The 23,528-nt window shown below is 41.2% G+C and carries 21 protein-coding genes, 1 tRNA gene and 2 pseudogenes; 15 read left to right on the top strand and 9 right to left on the bottom strand.

Annotated features, from left to right (window positions below; genetic code table 11):
- Window positions 1–12 precede the first annotated feature (12 nt).
- The 6 genes from MUO15_RS14615 (at window position 13) to MUO15_RS14590 (ending at window position 6,972) form a co-directional block, all read left to right on the top strand.
- Window positions 13–1,326: a PAS domain-containing sensor histidine kinase gene (locus MUO15_RS14615; protein WP_245030248.1), complete on the top strand. Its 1,314-nt coding sequence runs from the start codon at window positions 13–15 to the stop codon at window positions 1,324–1,326.
- An 802-nt stretch (window positions 1,327–2,128) separates the two neighbouring features.
- Window positions 2,129–4,240 (top strand): BglG family transcription antiterminator, encoded by a 2,112-nt coding sequence (locus MUO15_RS14610; protein WP_245030246.1) that lies wholly within the window; start codon window positions 2,129–2,131, stop codon window positions 4,238–4,240.
- A 22-nt stretch (window positions 4,241–4,262) separates the two neighbouring features.
- Window positions 4,263–4,529: a PTS sugar transporter subunit IIB gene (locus tag MUO15_RS14605; RefSeq protein ID WP_244755292.1), complete on the top strand. Its 267-nt coding sequence runs from the start codon at window positions 4,263–4,265 to the stop codon at window positions 4,527–4,529.
- A 29-nt stretch (window positions 4,530–4,558) separates the two neighbouring features.
- Window positions 4,559–5,926, top strand: coding sequence for a PTS ascorbate transporter subunit IIC (locus MUO15_RS14600; RefSeq protein WP_245030244.1), 1,368 nt, complete (start codon window positions 4,559–4,561; stop codon window positions 5,924–5,926).
- Between the two features lie 256 nt (window positions 5,927–6,182).
- Complete coding sequence (locus MUO15_RS14595; RefSeq protein WP_245030243.1) at window positions 6,183–6,377, top strand: hypothetical protein; 195 nt, start codon at window positions 6,183–6,185, stop codon at window positions 6,375–6,377.
- Between the two features lie 121 nt (window positions 6,378–6,498).
- Entirely contained in the window at window positions 6,499–6,972 is a 474-nt protein-coding gene (locus tag MUO15_RS14590) for a GNAT family N-acetyltransferase (RefSeq protein WP_245030242.1), read from the top strand.
- Between the two features lie 92 nt (window positions 6,973–7,064).
- Here the strand turns inward: MUO15_RS14590 and MUO15_RS14585 are convergent, their stop codons facing one another.
- From MUO15_RS14585 to selB, 7 genes and pseudogenes are all read right to left on the bottom strand, one after another.
- Window positions 7,065–7,349 carry a hypothetical protein gene (locus tag MUO15_RS14585; protein WP_245030241.1) on the bottom strand — a complete coding sequence of 95 codons (285 nt, stop codon included), beginning with the start codon at window positions 7,347–7,349 and terminating at the stop codon, window positions 7,065–7,067.
- 27 nt (window positions 7,350–7,376) lie between these two features.
- A complete protein-coding gene (locus MUO15_RS14580) occupies window positions 7,377–7,868 on the bottom strand; it encodes a glycine/sarcosine/betaine reductase selenoprotein B family protein (RefSeq protein WP_245030240.1) in 492 nt (163 codons plus the stop codon).
- Complete coding sequence (locus MUO15_RS14575) at window positions 7,852–8,142, bottom strand: hypothetical protein (protein ID WP_245030239.1); 291 nt, start codon at window positions 8,140–8,142, stop codon at window positions 7,852–7,854. The genes MUO15_RS14580 and MUO15_RS14575 overlap by 17 nt, the downstream gene beginning before the upstream one ends.
- A gap of 160 nt (window positions 8,143–8,302) precedes the next feature.
- Window positions 8,303–9,469, bottom strand: coding sequence for a lactate 2-monooxygenase (locus MUO15_RS14570; RefSeq protein ID WP_245030237.1), 1,167 nt, complete (start codon window positions 9,467–9,469; stop codon window positions 8,303–8,305).
- 40 nt (window positions 9,470–9,509) lie between these two features.
- Window positions 9,510–10,915, bottom strand: a pseudogene (selA, locus tag MUO15_RS14565) (L-seryl-tRNA(Sec) selenium transferase).
- Window positions 10,916–11,023: 108 nt separating this feature from the next.
- Window positions 11,024–11,212 (bottom strand): annotated as a pseudogene (locus MUO15_RS22195) (Rdx family protein); the annotation flags it as partial.
- 73 nt (window positions 11,213–11,285) lie between these two features.
- A complete protein-coding gene (gene selB, locus MUO15_RS14560) occupies window positions 11,286–13,187 on the bottom strand; it encodes a selenocysteine-specific translation elongation factor (protein ID WP_245036039.1) in 1,902 nt (633 codons plus the stop codon).
- Window positions 13,188–13,351: 164 nt separating this feature from the next.
- Between selB and MUO15_RS14555 the strand changes: the two genes are divergently transcribed.
- From MUO15_RS14555 to MUO15_RS14525, 7 genes are all read left to right on the top strand, one after another.
- Window positions 13,352–13,448, top strand: a tRNA-Sec gene (locus tag MUO15_RS14555).
- A 151-nt stretch (window positions 13,449–13,599) separates the two neighbouring features.
- On the top strand, window positions 13,600–14,589 hold the full coding sequence (locus MUO15_RS14550; protein WP_245030235.1) for a glycosyltransferase: 990 nt from the start codon (window positions 13,600–13,602) through the stop codon (window positions 14,587–14,589).
- A 67-nt stretch (window positions 14,590–14,656) separates the two neighbouring features.
- Entirely contained in the window at window positions 14,657–15,706 is a 1,050-nt protein-coding gene (gene selD / locus MUO15_RS14545; RefSeq protein WP_245030233.1) for a selenide, water dikinase SelD, read from the top strand.
- Window positions 15,707–15,992: 286 nt separating this feature from the next.
- Window positions 15,993–16,904, top strand: coding sequence for a phosphate/phosphite/phosphonate ABC transporter substrate-binding protein (phnD, locus tag MUO15_RS14540; RefSeq protein WP_245030231.1), 912 nt, complete (start codon window positions 15,993–15,995; stop codon window positions 16,902–16,904).
- An 11-nt stretch (window positions 16,905–16,915) separates the two neighbouring features.
- Window positions 16,916–17,671 carry a phosphonate ABC transporter, permease protein PhnE gene (gene phnE, locus MUO15_RS14535; protein ID WP_245036038.1) on the top strand — a complete coding sequence of 252 codons (756 nt, stop codon included), beginning with the start codon at window positions 16,916–16,918 and terminating at the stop codon, window positions 17,669–17,671.
- A 74-nt stretch (window positions 17,672–17,745) separates the two neighbouring features.
- Entirely contained in the window at window positions 17,746–18,498 is a 753-nt protein-coding gene (gene phnC / locus MUO15_RS14530; protein WP_245030229.1) for a phosphonate ABC transporter ATP-binding protein, read from the top strand.
- Between the two features lie 61 nt (window positions 18,499–18,559).
- The gene (locus MUO15_RS14525) at window positions 18,560–19,156 is read left to right on the top strand and encodes a polysaccharide deacetylase family protein (RefSeq protein ID WP_245030227.1); all 597 of its coding nucleotides are present in this window, start codon (window positions 18,560–18,562) and stop codon (window positions 19,154–19,156) included.
- Between the two features lie 99 nt (window positions 19,157–19,255).
- Here MUO15_RS14525 and MUO15_RS14520 read toward each other — a convergent pair whose 3' ends face one another.
- Window positions 19,256–19,459, bottom strand: a complete 204-nt coding sequence (locus MUO15_RS14520) for a thioredoxin family protein (RefSeq protein WP_255822194.1) — start codon at window positions 19,457–19,459, stop codon at window positions 19,256–19,258.
- Window positions 19,460–19,659: 200 nt separating this feature from the next.
- Entirely contained in the window at window positions 19,660–20,412 is a 753-nt protein-coding gene (locus tag MUO15_RS14515; RefSeq protein WP_245036036.1) for a redoxin domain-containing protein, read from the bottom strand.
- 270 nt (window positions 20,413–20,682) lie between these two features.
- Here MUO15_RS14515 and MUO15_RS14510 point away from each other — a divergent pair, with 270 nt between their 5' ends.
- Window positions 20,683–21,822 carry a S8 family peptidase gene (locus MUO15_RS14510; RefSeq protein WP_245030225.1) on the top strand — a complete coding sequence of 380 codons (1,140 nt, stop codon included), beginning with the start codon at window positions 20,683–20,685 and terminating at the stop codon, window positions 21,820–21,822.
- Between the two features lie 163 nt (window positions 21,823–21,985).
- Window positions 21,986–23,446 (top strand): helix-turn-helix domain-containing protein, encoded by a 1,461-nt coding sequence (locus MUO15_RS14505; RefSeq protein ID WP_245030223.1) that lies wholly within the window; start codon window positions 21,986–21,988, stop codon window positions 23,444–23,446.
- Window positions 23,447–23,528 lie beyond the last annotated feature (82 nt).

Raw genomic sequence — 23,528 nt, 5'->3', positions numbered from 1 at the left:
AAGGAGGAGACCATGAAAGCATTAAACCATTCAAATAAACCGAACAAAGAAGAAGCAACGGTCATCGTCGATCCGTCCGGTCATATTGCTTCCATCAACAATGAAGCACTCCTCCTTTTCCAGATTGAAGAGAAGTTTCACATAGGAAAAAGCATTCAGGAACTGCTGCCTGAAATAAATCTTGAGCGAATGGAGCAAGGCGCCATTCACCATCACATAAACAAGCATACATCATTATTTTTACGGAAAAACACGTTTCATCTATACGAAAAAAACTTTGATCTACTTGTGATCCACCCGAACCAAGAGCAAGCCCTCTCTGGAGAAGAACCCAGAAAAGTACTAAGTGAATTGCTTGATATGAAATTCGCTTTAGATGCTTCAACGATTGTGGCGATTACGAACAAGCAAGGAAAAATCAAGTATGTGAACGACCAATTTTGCCACGTGTCGAAATACTCGCATGAAGAACTACTCGACCAAGACCACTCCATTATTAATTCAGGTCACCATCCCCGGTCCTTTTTCAAAGAACTCTGGAGAACGATTGGGCAAGGTGGTGTCTGGCAAGGAGAAATCAAAAATAGAGCAAAGGACGGCACAGCTTACTGGGTGGACACGACCATCGTACCTTTCTTAGATGAATCAGGCAAACCGTATCAATATTTAGCGATTCGCTCAGAAATTACTGAACGTAAACGTGTCGAAGAAGAACTAAAACAATCGCTGACGCGCATTATTAGTGTGCAGGAAGAAGAACGAAGAAGGTTATCAAGGGAACTGCATGATGGGATTGGGCAGAACCTATACAGTCATCTGATTACTATCAGCCGCTTAAATGCGGAAACAGAACACCCATTGCTTGAGCAAATGTCAGGAGAAGCAACGGATTTGATACAAGAAGTTCGTAATATATCCTGGCAATTACACCCTTCCGTCTTAGACGACCTAGGACTAATCCCAGCCATCCGCTCTTTTATTAATCGATATTCCGAACACTACGAAATAGACGTAGTCTTTGAATGCATGCTCGACCATCGTTTAGAAAATAATATCGAAGTAGCGATTTACCGAATTATTCAAGAAGCCCTTACGAACATTCGCAAATATGCCAATGTAAAAGAAGCATCTGTCAGTATTCGAGAATTTGGTAATATGATCCGTGTCATGATTGATGACAATGGTCAGGGCTTTAATAGTAATTCTATCTCAAGAGGGGTTGGATTGGTCAGCATGGAGGAGAGAGCGAGGTCTGTTCAGGGGCATATAGATGTATCTTCGACTCCTGAAAAGGGAACAACGATTATTCTTGAGGTTCCTCGATAAACGGCATGGCTTCCGGTGCTCCCCGCATTACTCTTTTTACGCTACTTCAGTTGACGTTACTTCTCAGCATGGAAGGATTTCCTCTTACTGCTAGAGTAGGGGAAATCCTTGACTTGATTCATCACACGGTTACTGTGCTAATAAGTGCCCAATTTTAGAGAAAGTCCTCACTTATTAGTTAATGGCGATATTGAAACGACAAGAACCCTCTATACAGCAATGTTCTTCAAATGGAACAGCGGCAATAGAAATGGATGATGGCGATTTTTTGCCAATAACTCCTGCAGTCTCCCCCCAAATTCAAAACCATCTAGCTAAACCTTCACTTAGATCGCCTTCGTTTTTACAATAAAATAATCTCCACCTGCTTTTTGAAATCGAAACACTCGGATCGGACCGAACAATCAAGACACTGACTAATAACCTTCGAAAACTTGATCTTAATCCATTTATCCGTCCCTATAAAGATATGGAAGAGATGCTTCTTGTGTATTGGGAAGAATCGAATTTTTTGCCTTTTCAAATATCCCGTCCATGACCTTCAACTCCAATATCCGATCCATTATAATGAGGAATTTCATTGTTTTCAACGTTCGGTAACTTTATTTCATATCTATTATTTATTGACTTAAGTCAAATTATCTATTCATTTTTGCAAACTTCGCTTATACAAATTATGCACAATGAAACCACTTACATCACCAACTTATAAGCATTATAATAATGACATAAGATGATCATCAATAAATAACTAGTATAATTTTGCAAGGTTACACAACAGTAACGGATTAGGGGGATCCCCATGGTTTTGGATAAAAGACGTGCACACTTATTATCCGTCATTCAACAATCTGCCTCTCCCCTTTCAACAAAGGAATTGGTAGACAAAATGAAAGTGTCTCAACGAACCATTTACTACGATCTCGATCAGATCAATAGTTGGTTAATGGAACAGGGTCTGGATCCAATTGAAAACAAGCATGGAAAAGGAGTCTTTTTACCTGATCGATCTAAAGACAAGATAGTGATTCATAATGTGAAAAGTTTTGATGATTGGCAGTACCAACTATCTAAACAAGAACGTGAACTACTAATTAAGGCTAAAATTTTGTTAGAAGAGCACGATTCCTCTATGGAAAGATTCATGGAAATCACGAGTATGAGTCGGGGTACGGTGGCTAAAACCCTCCAAGTCATCAAGCAAGAGTTTCAGCAACAAGGGTTACATTTGTATTATAAAAAGGGGATGGGCTATGATCTCAATGGCTCTGAGGAAGACAAAAGAAAGGTCCTTTCAGACGTCCTATCCATTATTTTCTCTCATAAAGAATGGTGGAACGTTCGTAACAAAGTTCATAGAATGATTCAACCCGAAGCAGATGACATTTCAAATCAAACTGAACAAAGAAATTATGTAAAAGGTCTTCTTTATGAAGCGGAGGAAGAAATGGGATTGACTCTCACCGACGAAATGGTGGAGATATTATCTTTGCAAATATTGATTATTAAAAAACGGATTCATTTACAGAAATTCGTCCGTGTGGATTCCGAAGAGGAAGAAGTCCTTCAACAAACGGAAGCCTATCAAGCTTCCATGCTTATTACTCAAAAGCTTGAGCAGTTTTGGGGGATTACCTTTCCGAGTGATGAAGTTTGCTTTATTACGATGAACCTTCTTGGGTCCAAAGTGCAGCACGATGATTTCAGTCGATATACAAGGCGTGAATTAGCAGGACTGAAACGTGTGGTTCAACGGATGATCTCCGACTTTCAAACCTATTCTTGTGTTATTTTTGACGATAGACAAGGCCTTGAAGAAAATCTGATCTCACATATTAAGCCAACCTATTATCGACTGAAATATGGCGTTCAAATCGCAAACGAACTCTCAGATAGTATCCAAGAAAACTATCAGGATATTTATCATTTAACGAAACGTGTCATGATGCACTTAGAATATTATGTTGGTCGACCAATTCCCGACGAAGAAGCCGCTTATATCACCTTACACTTTGGCGGATGGCTTACTAAGGAGAAGAAAAAGATAGAAACGAAGTTCAAAGCCATTATTGTCTGTGAAAACGGGATAGGCACTTCTAACATGCTACGAACACAACTAGAAAATTTAATTGCAGGACTAGATGTATCAGCTACTCTTTCTATGAGGGAATATCAGTCAGGTCACTATCATGCGGATATTATATTTTCTACTAATTTTATTAAACCAAAGAACACCCCTGTTATACATGTCCCAGCTATTTTGACCAATCTTGAAAAAGAACATGTTATGAAGCGGATGAATGAGCTTTTCTATTCTAAGGGTCTTCCAAAGGATCCCACCGACCATGTAATGGATGTCATAGAGCGTCATGCAACTATTCATGAAAAAGATGAACTTAGGAGATCCTTAAATCAGTTATTGGAGAACAAAACCTCCGGAACAAAGGAGTTACGAAAACCAATGCTCAATGAATTATTAACCGACCAAACCATTCAATTTAGAGATTCTGTGTCAAGTTGGGAGGAAGCGATTACCTTTGCTGCTCAACCGTTGATTGAAAAGCATTCTATCCACTCCCATTACGTTAATGCAATGATTGAAAATGTAAACGAGTTAGGTCCTTATATCGTGATCGCCCCACGAATTGCCATTCCACATGCCCGCCCGGAAACAGGGGTAGAACGTTTAGGAATGAGCTTACTTCGGCTGAAAGAACCTGTCTATTTTTCTGAGAAAGAAAAGCATCGGGCACAGTTGGTTATTGTACTGGCTGCGATCGATAACCAGACTCATCTAACAGCATTAGCACAGCTGACCGAAGTTTTATCAAATGAGGAAAATGTTGATCAGTTAATTGCAGCAAACGATAGCGATAGTGTGATTCAGTTGATTAACCAATATGTTCAAGCGTAGAAAATAAGAGGAGGAATTTGAAATGAAAAAAGTATTAGTTGTATGTGGAAATGGATTAGGAAGCAGTATGATCGTTGAAATGAATGTGAAGGCCGCTCTGAAAGATATGGGGAAAGATGCAGAAGTATCTCATACGGATCTAACAACAGCGAAGACAGAACAAGCAGATTTATTTTTAGGTTCTGAAGACATTGTGGAGAGCCTTGAAGACGGAAACAAAAACGTGGTCAAACTTAAAAACCTAATGGATAAGAACGAGCTCCGTGAGGCACTAGAAAATAATTTGTAATTCAAATTTGAACTAAGGGGGTTATAAAAATGGTTGATTTAATCATGAAGGATATCTTAGGTACTCCCGCCATCCTAGTAGGTCTGTTTGCATTGATAGGGCTGCTAGTCCAGCGCAAGAATTCCGGAGATGTTGTATCGGGAACACTGAAAACAGTGATGGGGTTCGTCATTCTTAATGCAGGTGCAAGTGTACTTGTTCAATCCTTGGGTCAATTTAGCAGTATGTTTGATGAGGCATTCGCTGTGGATGGTGTTATTCCAAACAATGAAGCAATCGTTGCCTTAGCTCAAGAAAGCTTCGGAACAGAAACAGCGATGATTATGCTGTTCGGTATGATTGTCAATATTCTCTTAGCACGGTTCAGTCCTTTTAAATATATCTTTTTAACAGGTCATCATACGATGTTTATGGCATGCCTAATTGCCGTTATCTTAACTACTGGAGGATTCTCAGGAGCTTCTATAATCATTCTGGGCTCCATTATTCTGGGAGCTTTGATGGTGCTTTCACCAGCACTGCTTCAGCCATTCACACGTAAAGTCACAGGTTCTGATGACTTTGCAGTAGGGCACTTCGGCTCCATTGGATATTTTGTATCAGCTTGTGTTGGAAAGTCTGTAGGAAAAGGTTCGAAGTCTACAGAAGAAATTAAAGTGCCTAAGTCACTAGGTTTCCTTCGCGATACATCGGTATCCGTATCTTTAACGATGGTTATCCTATTTTTTGTCGTTGCCGGGTTTGCAGGGCCTTCATTCGTTGAAACAGAACTAAGTGGCGGGCAAAATTTCCTTGTGTTCGCCTTTATGCAAGGTCTTACATTCGCCGCAGGGGTGTATATCATTCTAGCTGGGGTTCGTATGCTACTAGGAGAGATTGTACCGGCATTTAAAGGAATAGCTGACAAGGTTGTTCCCAATGCTAAACCCGCACTTGATGCTCCAGCCATCTTCCCTTTTGCAGGAAATGCTGTAATTATTGGCTTCCTCTGTAGCTTTGTTGCTGGTCTTGTTAGTATGTTTTTCCTACCCCTTCTAGGCCTTAGTGTAATTGTTCCCGGATTAGTTCCTCACTTCTTCACAGGTGCTGCCGCTGGAGTCTTTGGAAACGCAACTGGTGGTCGGCGAGGAGCTGTTTTCGGCTCCATGGCTAATGGTGTAATGATTAGTTTTTTACCTGCATTATTACTACCTGTACTAGGCTCTCTTGGCTTTCAAGGCACCACGTTTGGAGATGCAGACTTTGGAGTAGTAGGAATTGTTCTCGGAAATCTCATTCGGTTAATTGGGTCGAACACAATTGTTGGTATTGCTATACTGGGATTGCTAGCCCTATTATTCTTATTGGGATGGAAAACAAAAGCGAATGAAAATAAAAATGACGTTGATGCAGCTTAGATTTATTATTAAGATAATCCCGGGGCCTTCAGGTTCTCGGGATTTTCCTTTTCAAATAGTATAGTAAAACCTCTTTGAGTTTATCCTTTTTAAAGCAGAGAAAAGACTTTCTATGGAAAGGCAGAGAAAGGTGATGGGTAATGTCTTGTAGGACTCGTTAGTATTATCCCGTGACTTGGAAACTGTTACTCTTGCCTATTTAATAAAAAACCATATAAACTTGATTAACAATACTTTAGATAGGAGGATTTCAACCATGGTCGTTTCAGGAACCATTCGTTATAACCAAAATCATGTCGATTTTGAGGTTAAGCTTCCTCATGGAGAGGTCAGCGAGGAGGCCAGCCTTGACCCTGAGTCTAAAAAAACTATTATCGACGCAGTTAATCGAAAATATCGTGTAAAATACCCTTCATCAAGTACGCTGGATTCTTTACGGGTGAGAGGATAGTTGCTCGATAAAACACTACATTTGGTGTCTGTTCCTATGTGATTAAAAACATCAAGGAACAGGCTTTTTTGTTCATAACCCATAAATGAGCGATGATAAATTGATAAGGGAGCGTTTAGTTATGAAAGAAATTTTAGAGGCTAAACCAGAGGATGCCTCAGAAATCTTACGCATACAAAAGAAGGCCTACAGGAGTGAGGCTGAACTATATAACGATTACGACATCCAGCCATTACAACAAACTGTATCAAGCGTAGAAAAGGATTTTGAGAGCAGCTTTATATTAAAATATGTGCTCGATGGTGAGATTGTCGGTTCAGTGAGGGCATCCCAGGAAAACGGAACCTGTCATGTTGGGAAATTAATGGTTGATCCAGCGTTTCAGGGAAGGGGAATCGGGAAGGAATTAATGCAAGAGATTGAAAGCAGATATGAAAATGTACGTTTCGAATTATTTACGGGAAGCAAGAGCACCAAAAATATCGCTTTCTATGAAAAGCTTGGATATAAGGGGTACAAAACCAAACAACTGCCACGGGAAGATACTGTCTTTTTGTTCATGGAAAAACCCGCTTCAACGCAAAGTAACTGGTAACACCTTCCACCTCAGGTCATCCATTTTATGGATGACCTGAGGTGGAAGATTGTAACAAAAAAGCCGAGGCTCCCCCCGGCTTTTTGAATGGATTAGTTTGATTCTAGTGATTTTTGAATGGCTTTGCCTTCTTTTCTCGCCTGGGACCATTTGTATGGTGGAAATTTTAATTCCCCACTTTCTTTTGCTTCAACAAGATGGTCAAGGGCTTCAAGTATTATGTCACGTTGGAGTTGTTTGTGGTGCGGTACTCCGAAGTGATGCCCCATCATAAAGGGTAAGACCACGGCCCTTGGCGGCTTGGCATGCTCTGTTACGTCTAAAGCTACTGATATCGATACTGTAGGAATCCCCCTACGTTCTATAGCGCGCTGCACGAGCGCGACAGACTGATGTCATATCGGTCATGCAGGGCACAGTAAGGCAAGGTCAGCATCGTCCTTCACGACAGCATCTGCAATATCTTCAGCTAATTTCTGTTCCAATTGATCTGGATCCATATTATACCCGATAAAGGTAAAGAAGTTTTCTGTTAACCCGCCAATTTTTCCTTCGTTACTTAGCTCTTGTAGTCTTTCAATTGGAAAAATAACATTAAGGTCTTCATTGGCACCGACTGTCGGATACTTCAATTGATGGATTTCCAAATCCTCAGGCTTTGAACCAGAAGGTACCTTCCGATATGTATAATCACCTACAGGATGAACCGTGTCAAAAGGCATTGTGCCAATCGGCTGGACACCCGCAGAACTCACAAAGGTTAGCTTCGACTCTGACAATGGCTTGTATAGTGAAGCTAATTTCACATTGTCTTGTTTCGTAATCATTGACCCAGGGTATCGTTCGTTCACTGTCTCCCAAAGACCTGGCCGCATCTGATTAGAGGTTTCCGTCATGAATCCATTCCTCCGATCTTTTTAAAAAGTAAAAATGAAGATGAAAGTAGAGGTGAGCAAGCGTTTCTGCGTCCTTATTTTCAAGCGTCTCAAAAATAAATTCGCGATCCGTCTCAGGTGAATCCAGCAAGAGTTTGAGCGCTTCAATCCACGATTGATCAATTTCCTTACGCCCAACCTCCTCATTTCCATCACCAAAATGCAGGCGCACATAACGGATCAGCTTTTCTTGATCCCCATCTCGTATAGCTTCTCTTAAATAAGGTAAGGACATGTGCAGACCCCCTTCTTAATTGATATAGTAATTTTACCACTTTCTATCAATCTGCCAAAATCATCTGACTTTAATAACCTTCAGGACCCTCTCGGAACTTCTGAGAGGGTTCACAATGTTACGAAAGCAGCACATATTGTTCATGTTAAAGGAAACACAGCTACTTAGATTCCCTAAGTACTGATTTATCCAGCCCGCTGACTGACCTCTCACCAGCTAGTGCCATGGTTATATCCATATCGGCCATCATATTTTGTAATACTTCTTTGACACCTCGTTCTCCCGCTGCAGCTAAACCATACATACATGGTCTTCCCACAAGCACAGCTTTTGCTCCGAGAGCCAATGCCTTAATGACATCTGCCCCGCGTCGAATTCCGCTATCCATGAGCACAGGGATTCTATCTTGGATCACATCACAGACTTGCGGAAGCGCCTCAAGGGCCCCTAATGCACCATCTACTTGACGGCCGCCATGATTAGAAACGATAACTCCATCAACCCCATGGTCTAACGCGAGCTTTGCATCATCTGGATGCAGGATTCCTTTTAACAAAATTGGCAACCTTGTATGTTTTCTTAAAAAGGCAATGTCATCCCATGTTAACCCTGGATTCCCGAAGGTTTTCGCCCAATGCATAATGGCGGAAGCAGGATCCACTTTAGGAGACTTCGAAAGTTTGGAACAAAAGGCAGGATCAGTGAAGTAATTTCCCACGCCTTCTCCTATTAGAAAGGGTAAATATACATTTTTCAGATCATATTCCCGCCAAGCCATCATCGGCGTATCCAGGGTGACGACTATAGCTGAATATCCTGATGCCTCCGCTCTTTTTACAAAACTAGCTGTTACATCTTGATCCTTATTCCAATACAGTTGAAACCATTTCGGCGCATCACCCATTGCCTTTGCAATCTCCTCCATAGGCTTTGTTGATGCCGAGCTTGTAATATAGGGCACACCCATTTCAGCAGAAGCTCTAGCAGAGGCTAGCTCACCATCAGGATGAATGATCGATTGAACACCAATGGGCGCATGCATCAAGGGAGAATCATAAGTGTCGCCGAATAATTCTACGGTTAAATCACGATCATCCACTTCACGAAGCATCCTGGGCACTATCTTCCATCGATTAAAAGCTTGAAGATTTGCCTGCATCGTACTTTCTCCCCCGGCACCGCCAGCCACATAATAGAAGGGGCCATCTTCCAGCACTTCACGCGCCCGCTTTTCCCATTCTTCATAAACGACGGGAAGTCTTTCAGGATCGGGATTAGGCATTGTCTGATACAAGCTAAATTGAACTTGGTTACCGAAGTTTGGCATGCAAATTCTCCTCGCATAAAGACTTGGACTCTTATTTCTACTATTCTATCCCTACATCTAAAAACCCTTCCACAAGCTCCGTCATTTCCTCTTTTACAATGGTCCGAAAATCGACACACACTCGTTCATCTTGAATGCGTGTCACGATAACTGGTGTATTTGCCCTTAATTTAGCCGCCAGTTCATGAGCAGGGAGAGAAGCATGCTGGACAGCAGCAATAAAAGTAGGGAGATAAACAGCAGGCATCGTCCCCCTCCCACTTGAGATGTGCTTTCTACAATGTCCACCTGATAGATGGATGTGTTGACTTGCAGCTCATTCATAAAGGTTTCTGCTTGTCCTTTTATCTCCTCAGGAGACCGGGTAACATCACGAACGGTCGGGAGTTCTTCGGTTGGCACATCTCCTGACACGTATGATTTTAACGTTTGTTCTAATGCGGCAAATGTCATTTTATCCACCCTTAGTACTCGTGCTAACTGATGTTTTTTCAACTTTTGGATGAGATCCTTATTCCCGGCGATGATACCAGCCTGAGGTCCACCTAATAACTTATCACCGCTGAAAGAAATCAAATCAACACCTGAGTCAATCACTTCCTTCACAACTGGCTCATCACCTATTCCATGTTGTTTAAAATCATAAAGGGATCCACTCCCCAAGTCCTCATAAAAAACTAAGTCCCGTTCGTTTTTTAAAGCAACAAGGTCTCCCGTATCAACAGATTCTGTAAAACCAACGGTCATAAAATTGCTCGTATGAACTTTCATAATCATTGCGGTTTCGCAACTTACGGCCTTTTCATAGTCGAACAGGTGGGTTTTATTGGTTGTTCCAACTTCTACCAATCGAGCACCACTCTCTTCCATAATCGATGACACACGAAACGATCCGCCAATTTCTACAAGCTGGCCACGGGAAACGATGACCTCTTTATTTTTTGCCAATGCACTTAATACGAGGAAAACAGCCGCCGCATTATTATTAACCACCATGGCCGCTTCTGCTCCAGTTACCTCTTTGAGCAGGTCCTCAATAATGTCATGGCGAGACCCTCGTTTGCCTTCAGTTGCTTTATATTCAAGATTTGAATAATTTCGGGCTACATCTGCCACATGCTGAACAGCCTTTTCACTCAGTCGTGATCGGCCTAAATTTGTATGTAACACTGTACCCGTCCCGTTGATGACACGTGTTAAACGGTCTCGGGTCCACTGCTCAACTCTTCCTTCTGTAAGTTGAAAAACAGCTTCCCCTATGCCACCTTCAAAAAATTCTTGTGAAAAATTGTTATTCAAGATCTGTTCCCGTATATCATTAATCTCTTGTTGAACAAATTTTGTTAACTGGTCTCTAGTGATATCAAATTTAGCTAGGATGTTTTCAAACCGCTCCTGCTTTTGTAATTCATGAACAGGCGGCAGCTGCCGTAAATATTGTTTCATATCCTCAAGCCTCCATCATTTCTCTTTTACCTTCAAGCACTGTTGAAACCGATTTACCTATTAAAAAAGCGCCTCAAAAATTGATTCCATGAGGCACCTTGTTGACGGTCACGCTTGTTTTTCCATTACTTCAATCATTTGATTCACTTCAGGATATTGTTTCGTTTCAAGTTTAGAATAAATTTTTTCACCATTAACGCTGATTTCAAATGCCCCTCCCGAACTGGGGAGCAGTTCCATAGCCGTAATTTCGGTGCGGAAATGAGTGAATAGCTGTTCCGCAAAACTTGCGGCTTTTGGTGCATAGTTTCACTGCATGCAAAATTCAATCGTAACTTTATAACTCATCGTTACCCCTCCCTATCAATTTTTACGCTTTCCTAATCCATTTCCGTTTATCTTCTATACGAGTGGTGATTTTTAACTGATCCAACAACTCTAAAAAAGGAATCAAATATTTTCTAGATACATCCAGGATATCTTTCGCCTCTTTAATTCCAAATGTGTCATCTGTTTGCTCATTCAATGTCGCTATACCATCATCAACAGCTGATTGGTGGATAAGTCTATCCTCCATGAACCGATAGGCTTGCTTTGTCTGTACAAGGAAAACAGCCAGCTCGTCAGCATCCGTTTCCGATAGTGGTGTACCCGTTACATACTCCTCCCATTTCTTTACGGACAGCCCATCTTTCTCAAGATTATTAATGACTTCTAGCATCCTCTGTTTCCACTGTTTAGGTAAATCCGGGTAAAAGCCTGCTAAGGAAACAAACTGCTCTTTTTTTTGTAAATGACCATCTTCAACCAATTGATTTAGGCTATATTCGACAAACGATTTTTGATAGATTTTACTAAACAACTGAACAAGCTCTGCTTTACTCATCCCTAGTCTCATTGGAAAGGTCTGGTGATAATCCTTAAGCTGTGAAGTCATTTCATCCTTAAGCTTATTAAAAGTTTTCGTTAAGCTATATTTTTGCCTATTCACCTCGATCAGATACCTATCTTCTAGTCCTCTAGTAACGGCATCTTTCACCACATGTTCGTCCAATGAGGTGTGTTGAATCAGTTGTTTAACATCAAGCAGTACATGCTTGCTCAATACATCCTCAATCAGATCTTCTGGGGTGCTTTCTTTCTTATTTCGCAGCATAGCTATTGTTTCTTTGCCAAAACGATATTTAGCCCCTTGAGGCTGAATTACCCAGCCTCCCCCGATGGTTTCAACAGGGGTTGGACGCCTTAAAATAAAACGGTCGCCTCGACGAACAACGACTTCTTCCTCCAATTGAATTTGACAGAGCACTTCTTCGCCTGTTTTATTCACTTCATTTCTATCAAAAAAAACAATTCTCCCCATTACTTCAGAAGTTCCAACATGGATTTTCACTGGCATCCGTTGGTTCACAGGTGTTTTCAGCTCGGCAACAAACCTTAGGGAAACATCAATTTTTTTCGTAACTAGAAAATGATCTGAAGCGACAAGTACATCGCCACGGCTTATGTCCTCTTTATCGATCCCACCGAGGTTAATCGCTGTCCTTTGCCCGGCGAGTGCCCGCTCTTGGTCTTTATGATGAACTTGTACTTGACGAGCCCTCACCTTATGATCTTTTGGCAGCAGCCTTAACTGACTCCCTTTTTGAACAATCCCTTCATAGACCGTCCCCCTGACGATCGTACCTTGCCCCTGTACAGTAAAAACTTGATCAACCGGCAATCTGAATGAACCATAAGCATCACGACTTTCAACTGACTTTAGTTCACTTAGCATCGTCTGCTTCAAGTTGTCTACTCCCTTGCCCGATACACCATCAACATAAACGAATGGGGCATCACGGAAGATTGTTCCTTCAAGCCCCTCTTTAATATCCTCCGTAACGAGTTCTAACAGTTCATCATCGACACGATCAATTTTAGAAATGGCAACGATACAATGTTCAATCCCGAGAAACTCTAGTATCTCCAAATGCTCTTTCGTCTGTGGCATCACACCTTCATCGGCAGCAATCACGAGCACGACGAGATCAATCCCGGCAACACCTGCAATCATTTGGCGAATAAACCGCTCATGTCCTGGAACATCCACGATCGATAGGTTAACACCTTCTTCTATTTGTAATGGGGCATACCCTAATTCAATCGAAATACTTCTTTCTTTTTCTTCCTTCAATCGATCTGTATCCACATTACTCAGGGCTTTCGTTAGTGTTGTTTTTCCATGGTCAATGTGGCCCGCCATACCAATCGTAAAGTACGTATCATCCATTATCGTCACCCGCTTCTCTCCTTACATATTACTTATATCTTAATAAGGAACAAACACTGGTTCAAGTTAATCGATTTCCAATGTTATATAGATTGTTGTCAGCGGAATTCATTTTCTTGAATTTAAAAACAAATTCTGTGTATAATGTGATTGTTCAAATAGATGGGGTTGGATGGGTGACTGGTGTCCCCCTGGGTCTTCAAAACCCTGAGGGAGGCGCGTGCCGTCTCCGGTGGGTTCGATTCCCACACAGTCCCGCCATACATAATAAGATAAGCACAGTACTGTAGTTTAGTTTGTACCTTTCCATAACAAAAGATCGTCATTTGGACGATCTTTTGTTATGGAAAGGTACAGATAAAAGGAGTAACACAATTATTTGCGTACTATTGAACTAAAGGATGGGTAGTAAATGAAAGTTTTATTGGCTTCGCCTAATTTCCATCAACCACGAGGAAACACTGTAACTGTCCAACGTATAGCGAACAGCCTTGAGAAACTAGATGTGGATACAGAGATTATTTCGACCACCGAGAAGCAGTGGACAACTCTTCCTGAAGCAGATATTGTTCATGGCTTTCATGCTTATCATTTTTATAAATTTATACAAAAATTAGACGAGAAGCCAGATCCGTATATGGTAACGATCACAGGTACGGATCTCAATCATGACTTGTTTGATAAACAAAAGCGGGAAGATGTTTTCGCATCATTAAAAGGGGCTAAAGCCATTCACGTTTTTGACGACAAAGCGAAAGAGGTTATCTCTAACGAATTGTCAGAAGTTGAAGATAAAATTTTTACGATTGCACAAGGGAACAGTAATTTTCCAAAAGAAAATCCACCTGTTAAAAAAGAAGAAAATACGTTCCTGTTTGTTTTACCAGCTGGGATCAGGAAAATAAAAAATGTTCCTGAAGCTATTAAGATGATGAGCAAAATGCATGATAAGTTCCCGCGGGTACGCCTTTGGTTAGTTGGACCAATAATTGAAGAACAAGAAGGGCAAGCTGTAGAAGAACTCGTTCGCCAACATGATTGGATCGAGTACCTAGGTCAAGTACCTCACCTAAATATGGGAGCGATTTACCAATCCGCTGATGCTGTATTAAACACATCTCATGATGAGGGGCAGTCTTCCGCTATTATCGAAGCAATGGGGTTTGGTATACCCGTGTTGGTATCGAATAATCCAGGCAATCGAAGCATTGTTACACATCAAAAGAACGGTTTTGTTTATAAAAGTCCAAACGAATTTCTTGATTATGGTGAACAAATCATTAATAATAACGAGATAAAACAAAAGATTGGACAGCAGGCTAAACAACACATTGCCGATTACCATTCGAGCACCTATGAAGCAGATAATTTTCTTAAGATCTACAAAAGTATCCTGAACTAGGTTCGGCAGGTTCCGTGGAGCCCTTCATCCCTTTGTTTTAAAGCTTTTATGAAAAGGAGAGTGTACGATGTCTGGAAATGAAAACATAAAGTTAACTGCCCTATCTAGTAAAGGTGGTTGAGGCTGCAAAATTGGTCCTGAAGACCTGACGCAAGTTTTGCGTCATTTACCGAAATCTGTAGCTGACCCGAATTTACTTGTAGGATTGGATACATCCGATGATGCAGGTGTTTATAAGATAAATGATGAAACAGCACTAGTCCAAACACTGGATTATTTCACTCCAATCGTAGACGATCCTTATATGTTCGGCCAAATTGGAGCGGCTAATGCCTTAAGTGATGTGTACGCAATGGGCGGCAAGCCGATCACGGTCATGAATATTGTTGGATTTCCTATTAATACACTAGATAAAAGTGTTTTAGCTGATATCCTGGCTGGTGCATCTGACAAAGTCAATGAGTCAGGCGCTGTATTAGTCGGAGGACATTCCATCGACGACGAAGAGCCCAAGTTTGGCCTGTCTGTCACCGGAACTATTCATCCGGAACGCATCCGAGCCAACGCAGGAGCAAAGCCAGGAGACCGTCTTATTTTAACCAAACCGATTGGTGTGGGAATTCTAACAACAGCTATTAAGAAAGATTTGCTCAATAAAGAAGAACTTGATGAGGTCATGAATGTTATGGCTGAATTAAACAAAAAAGCCGCCGAAGCTATGGAAAACTACACGGTAAATGCATGTACTGACGTTACTGGCTTTGGACTGCTTGGTCATACGCTTGAGATCGCTAAGGGGAGTCAGATTGGTATAACCGTATCAAATAAAGATGTTCCTGTTCTGTCTAAGACAAGAGAGCTGGCTGAACAAAATATCATCCCTGGCGGTACACGTAAGAATCATAAATGGCTTGCTGAAAGTATTGACTACGATAATAATATCAGTGAGATCGAACAGCTTATCCTTTGTGATGCCGTGACATCAGGCGGACTCCTCATTTCAGTAGCTGAAGCTGAAGCCGATGCATTGCAACAAGAGCTAGCGAATAGCGGTGTACAATCTTCTATTATTGGTGAAGTGACTAGTTGGAACGAAGGACGAATCCATGTCATTTAAAATAAGGACTCTACTTGAGTCCTTATTTTATAGAGGTTGTTCAAAAAGTCACCAAATGATAAACGGCGAATTTCTTCGTTGCTCGGTTTTTCCGGTCCTCACGTATTAAGGGATACGGCTTGCGGTCCTCAAAACTTTCGCGCCTCGAACTTCTTGCGACGCACAGGACGTGCTAGTGTCGACTTTGTCACAGGATGTGACGATCTTTGTCGACGTTCTAATTTGGCAACTTTTTGAACACTCACTTATAGAATTACGATCTACCAAAAAATAATGAGGTGAACTTATGAAAAAGTGGTTGATGGCAGCTTTCATATTTAGTATCGGATTGATTTTAACAGCATGTGGTGGTGGAGGCAATGAACAGTCCGGCCAGGAGGAATCCGGAGAAGAGCAATCTGGGGAAACATTTACAATCGGTGTCATCCCGGCTCAGACTGAAGGATCAATGGATAATGCGATGAATAAGCTCCAATCCATTCTTAATGAAAAATTGAATCGTGAAGTTAAGGTGGAAGTCTACCCGGACTATAACGGTGTGGTGGAAGCTATGAACTACGATAAGATCGATATGTCTTATTTAGGGCCATTAACGTATGTCATCGCCCATCAAAAAAGCGGCGCGAAAGCAATCATTACTCAATTAATTGACGGAGAACCTTTTTACCATTCATACATTATTACCCATAGTGATCACCCATGGAACTCCTTAGACGAGATGCTGCAAAAGCCTGAAGAAGTTGCCTTTGCGTTTGGTGATCCGAATTCAACTTCCGGTACCTTAGTCCCTTCCATCGAACTAGAGGAGCGCGGGGTTTATCAATCCACAGAAAACCATAAATTTAAATCTGTTCGCTACACAGGCTCACATGACGCATCTGCTTTAGCCGTCCAAAATAAACAAGTCGATGCTGCAGCTATTGACAGTGCTATTTTTAATCAGCTAGTCGAATCAGGAAAGATTGATGAAGAACAACTTAGAGTGATATGGAAATCAGATAAGATCTTTCAATACCCATGGGCCGTGCACAAAGATACAGATCAAGAGACAATTAACAAGCTGCAGGAAGCCTTCCTCGGTATAGAGGACCAAGAAATTCTAGATGCATTTGGAGCCACTGGGTTCATTAAAGCAAGCAATGAGGATTATGAAAATATTAAGCAAGCAGCCCTTAAACAAGGAATTATTAAAGATTAGAGTTGATCATGGTGTGGTTTAAAAAACGCAACATTTTAACATGTATTCTTCTTATAGTATTCATTTATATTAGCATGAGGCTGACAGAATTTGATGTATCCAAATTCAAGGATTTTCGCAACATGATCGATTTCCTGTCGCAATGGTTTCCACCGAACTTTTCAAACCTATCAGGTATCATAAAGGATACGCTGCAAACATTGGCCATGGCATTTCTCGGCAGTCTGCTCGGGCTGCTGATTGCCTTGCCATTAAGTTTCCTAGCCGCTAGGAACACAGTACCCTCACGATTTATTTATCATTTTGGGCGGGTATCCTTAAGCTTTATTCGATCTGTACCAGAAATTGTTTTTGGATTAATCCTGTTGACAGCGCTTGGACTTGGGCCTTTCCCAGCTGTCATCGCAATCATGCTTCATAACATCGGTGTACTGGGCAAACTAATTTCGGAATTAATCGAAGCAGCTGATCCAGGCCCCCAAGAGGCTATGAAAGCAGTCGGGGCTAAGGGTTGGATTGTCTCCCTATTCAGCATACTTCCACAGATTTGGCCTAATGTATTATCCCATTACTTCTATCGGTTTGAAGTTGCGATTCGAACATCACTCATTCTAGGGTTTATTGGTGGTGGCGGGATTGGTCAGCGGTTATTTAACGATTTTCAGACCTTCCAATATCCATCTGTTTCGCTAGATGTACTGGTGATTATGGTAATGGTCATTATCGTTGACCTTTTTGGCGGTTATGTTAGAAACAAGGTCATTTGAATTAGTTTTTTACGATTACCTGAATATTGAAGGGTTTATTGTCCACGAGTTATGAGAGAAAGGGGGCCAGCTAAATGATTGAGATGAAAAATGTTTCCGTTCGTTATCCAGGCGCAAAGTATGATGCACTATCTGATGTTAATCTGTCATTTAATAAAGGTGATTTTGTATGCATCCTTGGTAAAAGCGGCGCTGGAAAGTCAACATTCATCCGTGCTATTAATGGGTTACAGAAACTCACGCAGGGCGAAGTGTATTTTGACGGAAAGCAACTATCCCATATGGATGAAGAGCAATTGCGGCAGGTTAGGCTTAAAATGGGTATGATTTTCCAGCATTTCAACCTCATTCCTCGTTTGAGTGTCATACAAAACGTCCTGACTGGAATTTTTGGTTATCGCAGTAACTTTAAGAACTTGATCGGTTTGTTTTCCAGCAAAGAATTGGAACAAGCCAAACGTGTGATTTCTGAAGTTGAACTTGCTGAGATGATGAATCGCAGAGTCGAATATTTAAGTGGTGGTCAAAAACAAAGGGTAGGAATCGCACGTGCTCTAATACAGCAGCCAAGAATTCTGCTAGGAGATGAACCAGTAGCCAGCCTTGATCCTGGAACGTCAAACCATATTTTCACCTTGCTTAAAGACATGCATCAGCGGCTCGGGTTACTGACTATTATTAATGTACATGATATCGATCTTGCTAAACGCTATGCTACAAGACTCCTAGCGCTTAAAGATGGGAAAATCATTTTCGATGGCCCTCCAGAGGAATTTACAGAAACGAATTATGAGGAAACGTACGAGTCTCATCAGTTTACCTTTTAGTTAAGGAAAAGGGGGGATAAAGGTGATAAACAGTCCATGAGTAGTAGACTGCACAAGGGTCGTGTACGACTCTAACGATTCAGATGTTGTTACTACTGTTCAAAGCAAAGCCGAAAAGTCTGTTGTCTTAACGTTTGATGACGGTCCAAGCAAAGTTTTAACACAGATACTTGATGTACTAAAGGCTGAAAATGTTCCAGCGGTTTTCTTTTGGCAATCTCGCCTTTTATATCCAAAAAGGCCTTGGAACAGAGTGTTAGGTGAAGGGCATATCATCGGCTCACACACAACAAAGCACTCTAACTTGACTAAGCTTTCCTATGAAGAACAGTACAAAGAAATCCAAAACAGTATTACAAAGATTGAACGAATTACAGGGAATAAAATCAAGTACTTCCGCCCGCCATTCGGTCAATATAACGCTGATACAATTAAAGCAGTGAAACAATTGAATGGAATCCCTGTCATGTGGAGAATTGCTTCCATCGATTGGGAACTAAAAGAGGATCCACAGCAAATCATTACAAATGTCGCTGATAATCTTGAGGATGGAGCAGTTATTCTCCTGCATGAACTGAAACAAACGCTTGAAGTTTTGCCAGAATTGATCAAAGCGATCCGAGATAAAGGGTATAGTTTTACATTATTGGAGGAGTGAATAGGTACGGTGATCAATATAACTCCCTTCAAAGCTAAGAGATAATAAAAGAAGGCGCCCCGAAACTTTAAATTGGGACGCCTTCTTTTTATTTGCTATTTATGATTGAGCGAAATCCTTCACCTGTTCTTCTGGAGCAAATCCAACAGAACGGTTCACTTCTTCTCCATCTTTAATTAAAACTAATGTTGGAATACTTTGTACCCCAAACTGTCCAGCTAGATCTGAAGATTGGTCTACATCTACATAGTAGAAGTCAACATTATCAAGCTGTTCAGATACGCTTGAGACCACCGGTCCCAATTGACGACAGCCTGGTCACCAATCTGCACCAAATTCAAGCACAACCGGTTGACTCATATTTTTAGTAACTTCTGCATATTCTTCGGCAGTAATTGTTTTAGCCATGTTTAAACCTCCTTAACTTTATCATTTCATTTTAGTATACGAATTATCCTTATATCAAACGTAAAGCTCGTCATAACCCAGTTTTTAAGAGCTGATCATGTTCCGGGAATGTAACAACCTTCCGGACCACAAACCATTCCATCTTTTAGTTGAGCTTCTTCTTGTTTTTCTTTTTCAAGTTGCCTTTGCTGCCATTCTATATCAATCGTTGGTGAGAACTTCTCCGGATAAAGGAGATACCATCGTTGTTTCCGAATTAAAAAGTTATCGGAATCAAGTACTAACGCTTCATCAAGTTCCTGAATCGCCTTATCCTTTTTATCGTTCTTAGAGTACTCCATGGCGAGATTGAATTTAGTCTCTGCCAATTGTTTCTCTACATTAGAAGGGGCGTTCTGCGGCTGATAATATTGGTCATCGAATTCAACTTTCTCCACTTCTTTATTGATGAGCTGCGCTACAGATTGAACGTGTTCTTCATCGTCCACCTTAAACCCTTGTTTAAGCAGGCGAATGGTACCTTCCTCATCAATAAAGATTCCATTAGGGACTACTTTAAATCCAAAGTAATTGGCTAGTTGATTTTCCTCATCGACTACTGTCGGAAAGCTTGTACCTTCGATGTAAGGTCTGACAACCTCAGGCCCTTGGACATCAACAGCTACCGAAAGAATTTCAAAGTTTTCACCTTTATGTTCGTTATAAAAAGATTGCCATCCAGGCAATTGTTCACGGCATCTTCACCAGGAAGCCCACATAAAGATTAGGGTTTGTTTTCCTTTAAAATCGTCAATAGATACTTCTTTCCCATCCACATCTTTTAATGAGAAATTCGGGATTTTTTCCATTAACATGATGATCATCTCCTTTTCCTCTTTAGTTTAAAACATGCAGGCTTATATCAAAACTGTTTTGTTTGAACCCATGTGTTATTTATAGTGAATATCTTTTCAACTATTATGAACTTGCGCAAGTCACTCTATTCACCCCTACCTTAAGGGGGTTTTTTTAAAGAACATTCCCAAACATATGCTTCTTTTCAGGTGTTATCATATAATTGTGACAATTCACAATTGTAAACAAAATTTTTGTTTGCAAATATTAAGAGGAGGAGTAAGATGCACAAAAGAACATGTAAGATTGTCGGGTTTATTTTATTTTTTGCTCTAGCCTTCACCTTTGCATTTAGCAGCATAGCACAGGCCTCTGCCCAGAAAGCTGTCGAGCAGAAAGCTGTTGTAGAGGATTACTTAATTGGATTTAAATCAGAAGTGAATCAAAATGTTATCAAAGGAGCCGGCGGGAAAGTACTTCATGAATATAAGTATATGAATGTAGTACATGCCAAGCTTCCTGAGCAAGCAGTCAAAGCACTGTCCAATAATCCAAATGTAGATTATGTAGAAAAAGACCAACAAGCACAGGCTACTAGTCAAACCACTCCCTATGGAATTCCCCAGATTAATGCAGATGATGTACAAGCTCAAGGAACGACTGGGAATGGCGTAAAGGTAGCTATTCTAGACACGGGAATTGACGCGAGTCATGAAGACCTAGCCGTCGCTGGTGGAGAAAGTTTTGTTGATGGAGAACCCAACCCTTTTAACGATGGAAATAGTCACGGTACTCACGTAGCTGGTACGGTCGCTGGTGTTAATAATACGTTAGGTGTACTTGGCGTGGCCCCTTCCGTAAGTTTATATGCAGTAAAAGTACTCAATAGCGAAGGAAGCGGATCTTACAGCGGAATCGCTCAAGGAATTGAATGGGCAATCAGCAAAGATATGGACGTCATCAATATGAGTTTAGGTGGAAGCAGGGGGTCCAATACACTTGAACAGGCTGTTAACAATGCCTATGAGCAAGGGCTTGTGGTTGTTGCTGCAGCAGGGAACTCCGGGTCTAAAGGTAGAAAAAACACCATAGGCTATCCAGCTAAATATGCTTCTGCTATTGCTGTTGGTGCTGTAGATAGTTCTAATACTAGAGCTTCGTTCTCAAGTGTCGGTGATGAATTAGAAATTATGGCTCCTGGTGTCAATATTTTAAGCTCAATTCCTGGTAATGCTTATGATTATTACAATGGAACATCAATGGCGAGCCCTCACGTCGCTGGAGCTGCTGCTCTTATTTTGGCAGATGATCCTACCTTAACGAATGTCCAAGTTCGTCAGGTTATGAATGAAACGGCTACCCCACTTGGGGAATCATTCTACTATGGAAATGGATTAGTCAATGTACAAGCAGCTGTTCAATAACCACTCATCTCGAAATACTCTGTAAAAACACCCTTATGTAGAAAAAACCCACCTCGGGTCATCCATAAACTGGATGACCCGAGGTGGGTTTTTTATCCAACATGTGCTAGTTCCTATAATAGGTTAAAATGTGGGTAATAGCAGGAAAGGTGGGTAAGGCGTTATGTATAAATTATTAATTGCGGATCGTGATAGGCAGGAACTTGTTGGTCTTGAGTGGCTGATTACGAAATACTCCTTCCCTATTTCCCATTCGAGGTTGGCGGATCAATTGGTGGAGGTTTTCGATGTACTGGAGAATGAACTCCCTGATGTGCTGTGCATTGAACTTGATATGGTCCCCGAGGGTAAATGGGAGATGGTTAAGACGTTTATTAGCCGATATGCAGTAGAGGTAATAGCAGTTACCGCGGAGCCAACATTTGAACGGGCTATGCAGGCGATGGAAATTGAGGCAGTGGATTTATGGGTAAAGCCGTTATCACCGTCACGGGTGAAGCACTCGTTACAACAAGCTTTTAGAAATCTTTCCAGCCATTCGAAACCAAATACAGATGGTGAACCGAGGCATGCTGCCAGGTATGAATCGTTATTTATAGGTGAAAACCTTCCCTTTCCATACCCCGTCTATTTAGTAAAAACAGAATTCATGGATGACTTAAGTGCTTTAAGGATCTTCATCGATCAGTTTGATTTTTATTATAAACCGCTGGTGTTTTCAACAAGTGACCGAATTACACTCGTATTCCAGGAAGCTTTCCTCGACCCTTTCAAACAAGCCCAGCGTTTCTTGCGAGAGTGGGAGCGTTCTTCAGGGAAGCCTTTGGCGATCGTTGTTCATTCAGAAGAAAGTCAAAAGTCCCTCCACCAAATCTATATGAGGCTGCGCAAAGTTATGGAGACGACCTTTTTTACGGGCTACCAACAAGTATTAAGTTCATTACATAATCATGATTGGAGAGACATGGATCCTTTTTTAACGATGAAGGAACAGCGTAATTGGGTGTATATGATGGATGAGGGGCGAGGAGTTGATATTAAAACATGGATGTATGAACAGTTTTTTAGCATAGAACCACCCTTCCCTGATCCTGGATTGTTGCGGACGCGCTTGACGAGTATTCTCGCTCAAATCCGTCGTTTCATGATTCGCAAAGGGATCACGGACGAGATGAGCGAGGAAAACTATAAGCAAGTATTTGACACCATTTTATACAGTCCGGTCCTTTACCGAATTGTCCAGGATATGATTCTGTTTATAAACAATTTGCTGCAATCGATCGAAAAGCATCCCCAAGCTGCGAGAATTGACATCATAGAGGAAGCTATATCGTATATAGAAGATCATTACGAAGACCCAACGCTTTCCTTAACGCAAGTAGCGAACCACGTTGGGCGCAGTCCTTCCTATTTTAGTCATATTCTATCAAGTCAATATAAGCGTTCTTTTCGGGAAATGTTGAGTTATATACGTGTACAAAAGGCAAAAGAAATGCTGACTTCTTCCGATGAAACAATTAAAAATATTTCCCATTCGACAGGGTTTAATGAACCGAATTACTTTAGTCGGGTATTTAAAGCAACGACTGGTCAAACACCTCGTGAGTATCGTAGAATTCATTGAATGCAAAATCAACGTAGGGCCCCATCGTAAAATCAGGCCAAGTTCCCAATCAATTGTAATCGAGAAAGTGGCTGTCTCTATT

The sequence above is a fragment of the Halobacillus amylolyticus genome (assembly GCF_022921115.1).
In the GTDB taxonomy this organism is placed as follows: Bacteria; Bacillota; Bacilli; order Bacillales; family Halobacillaceae; genus Halobacillus_A; species Halobacillus_A amylolyticus.
The sequence above is the reverse complement of the archived record's forward strand: the minus strand, read 5'-3'. Positions and strand labels throughout refer to the sequence as shown.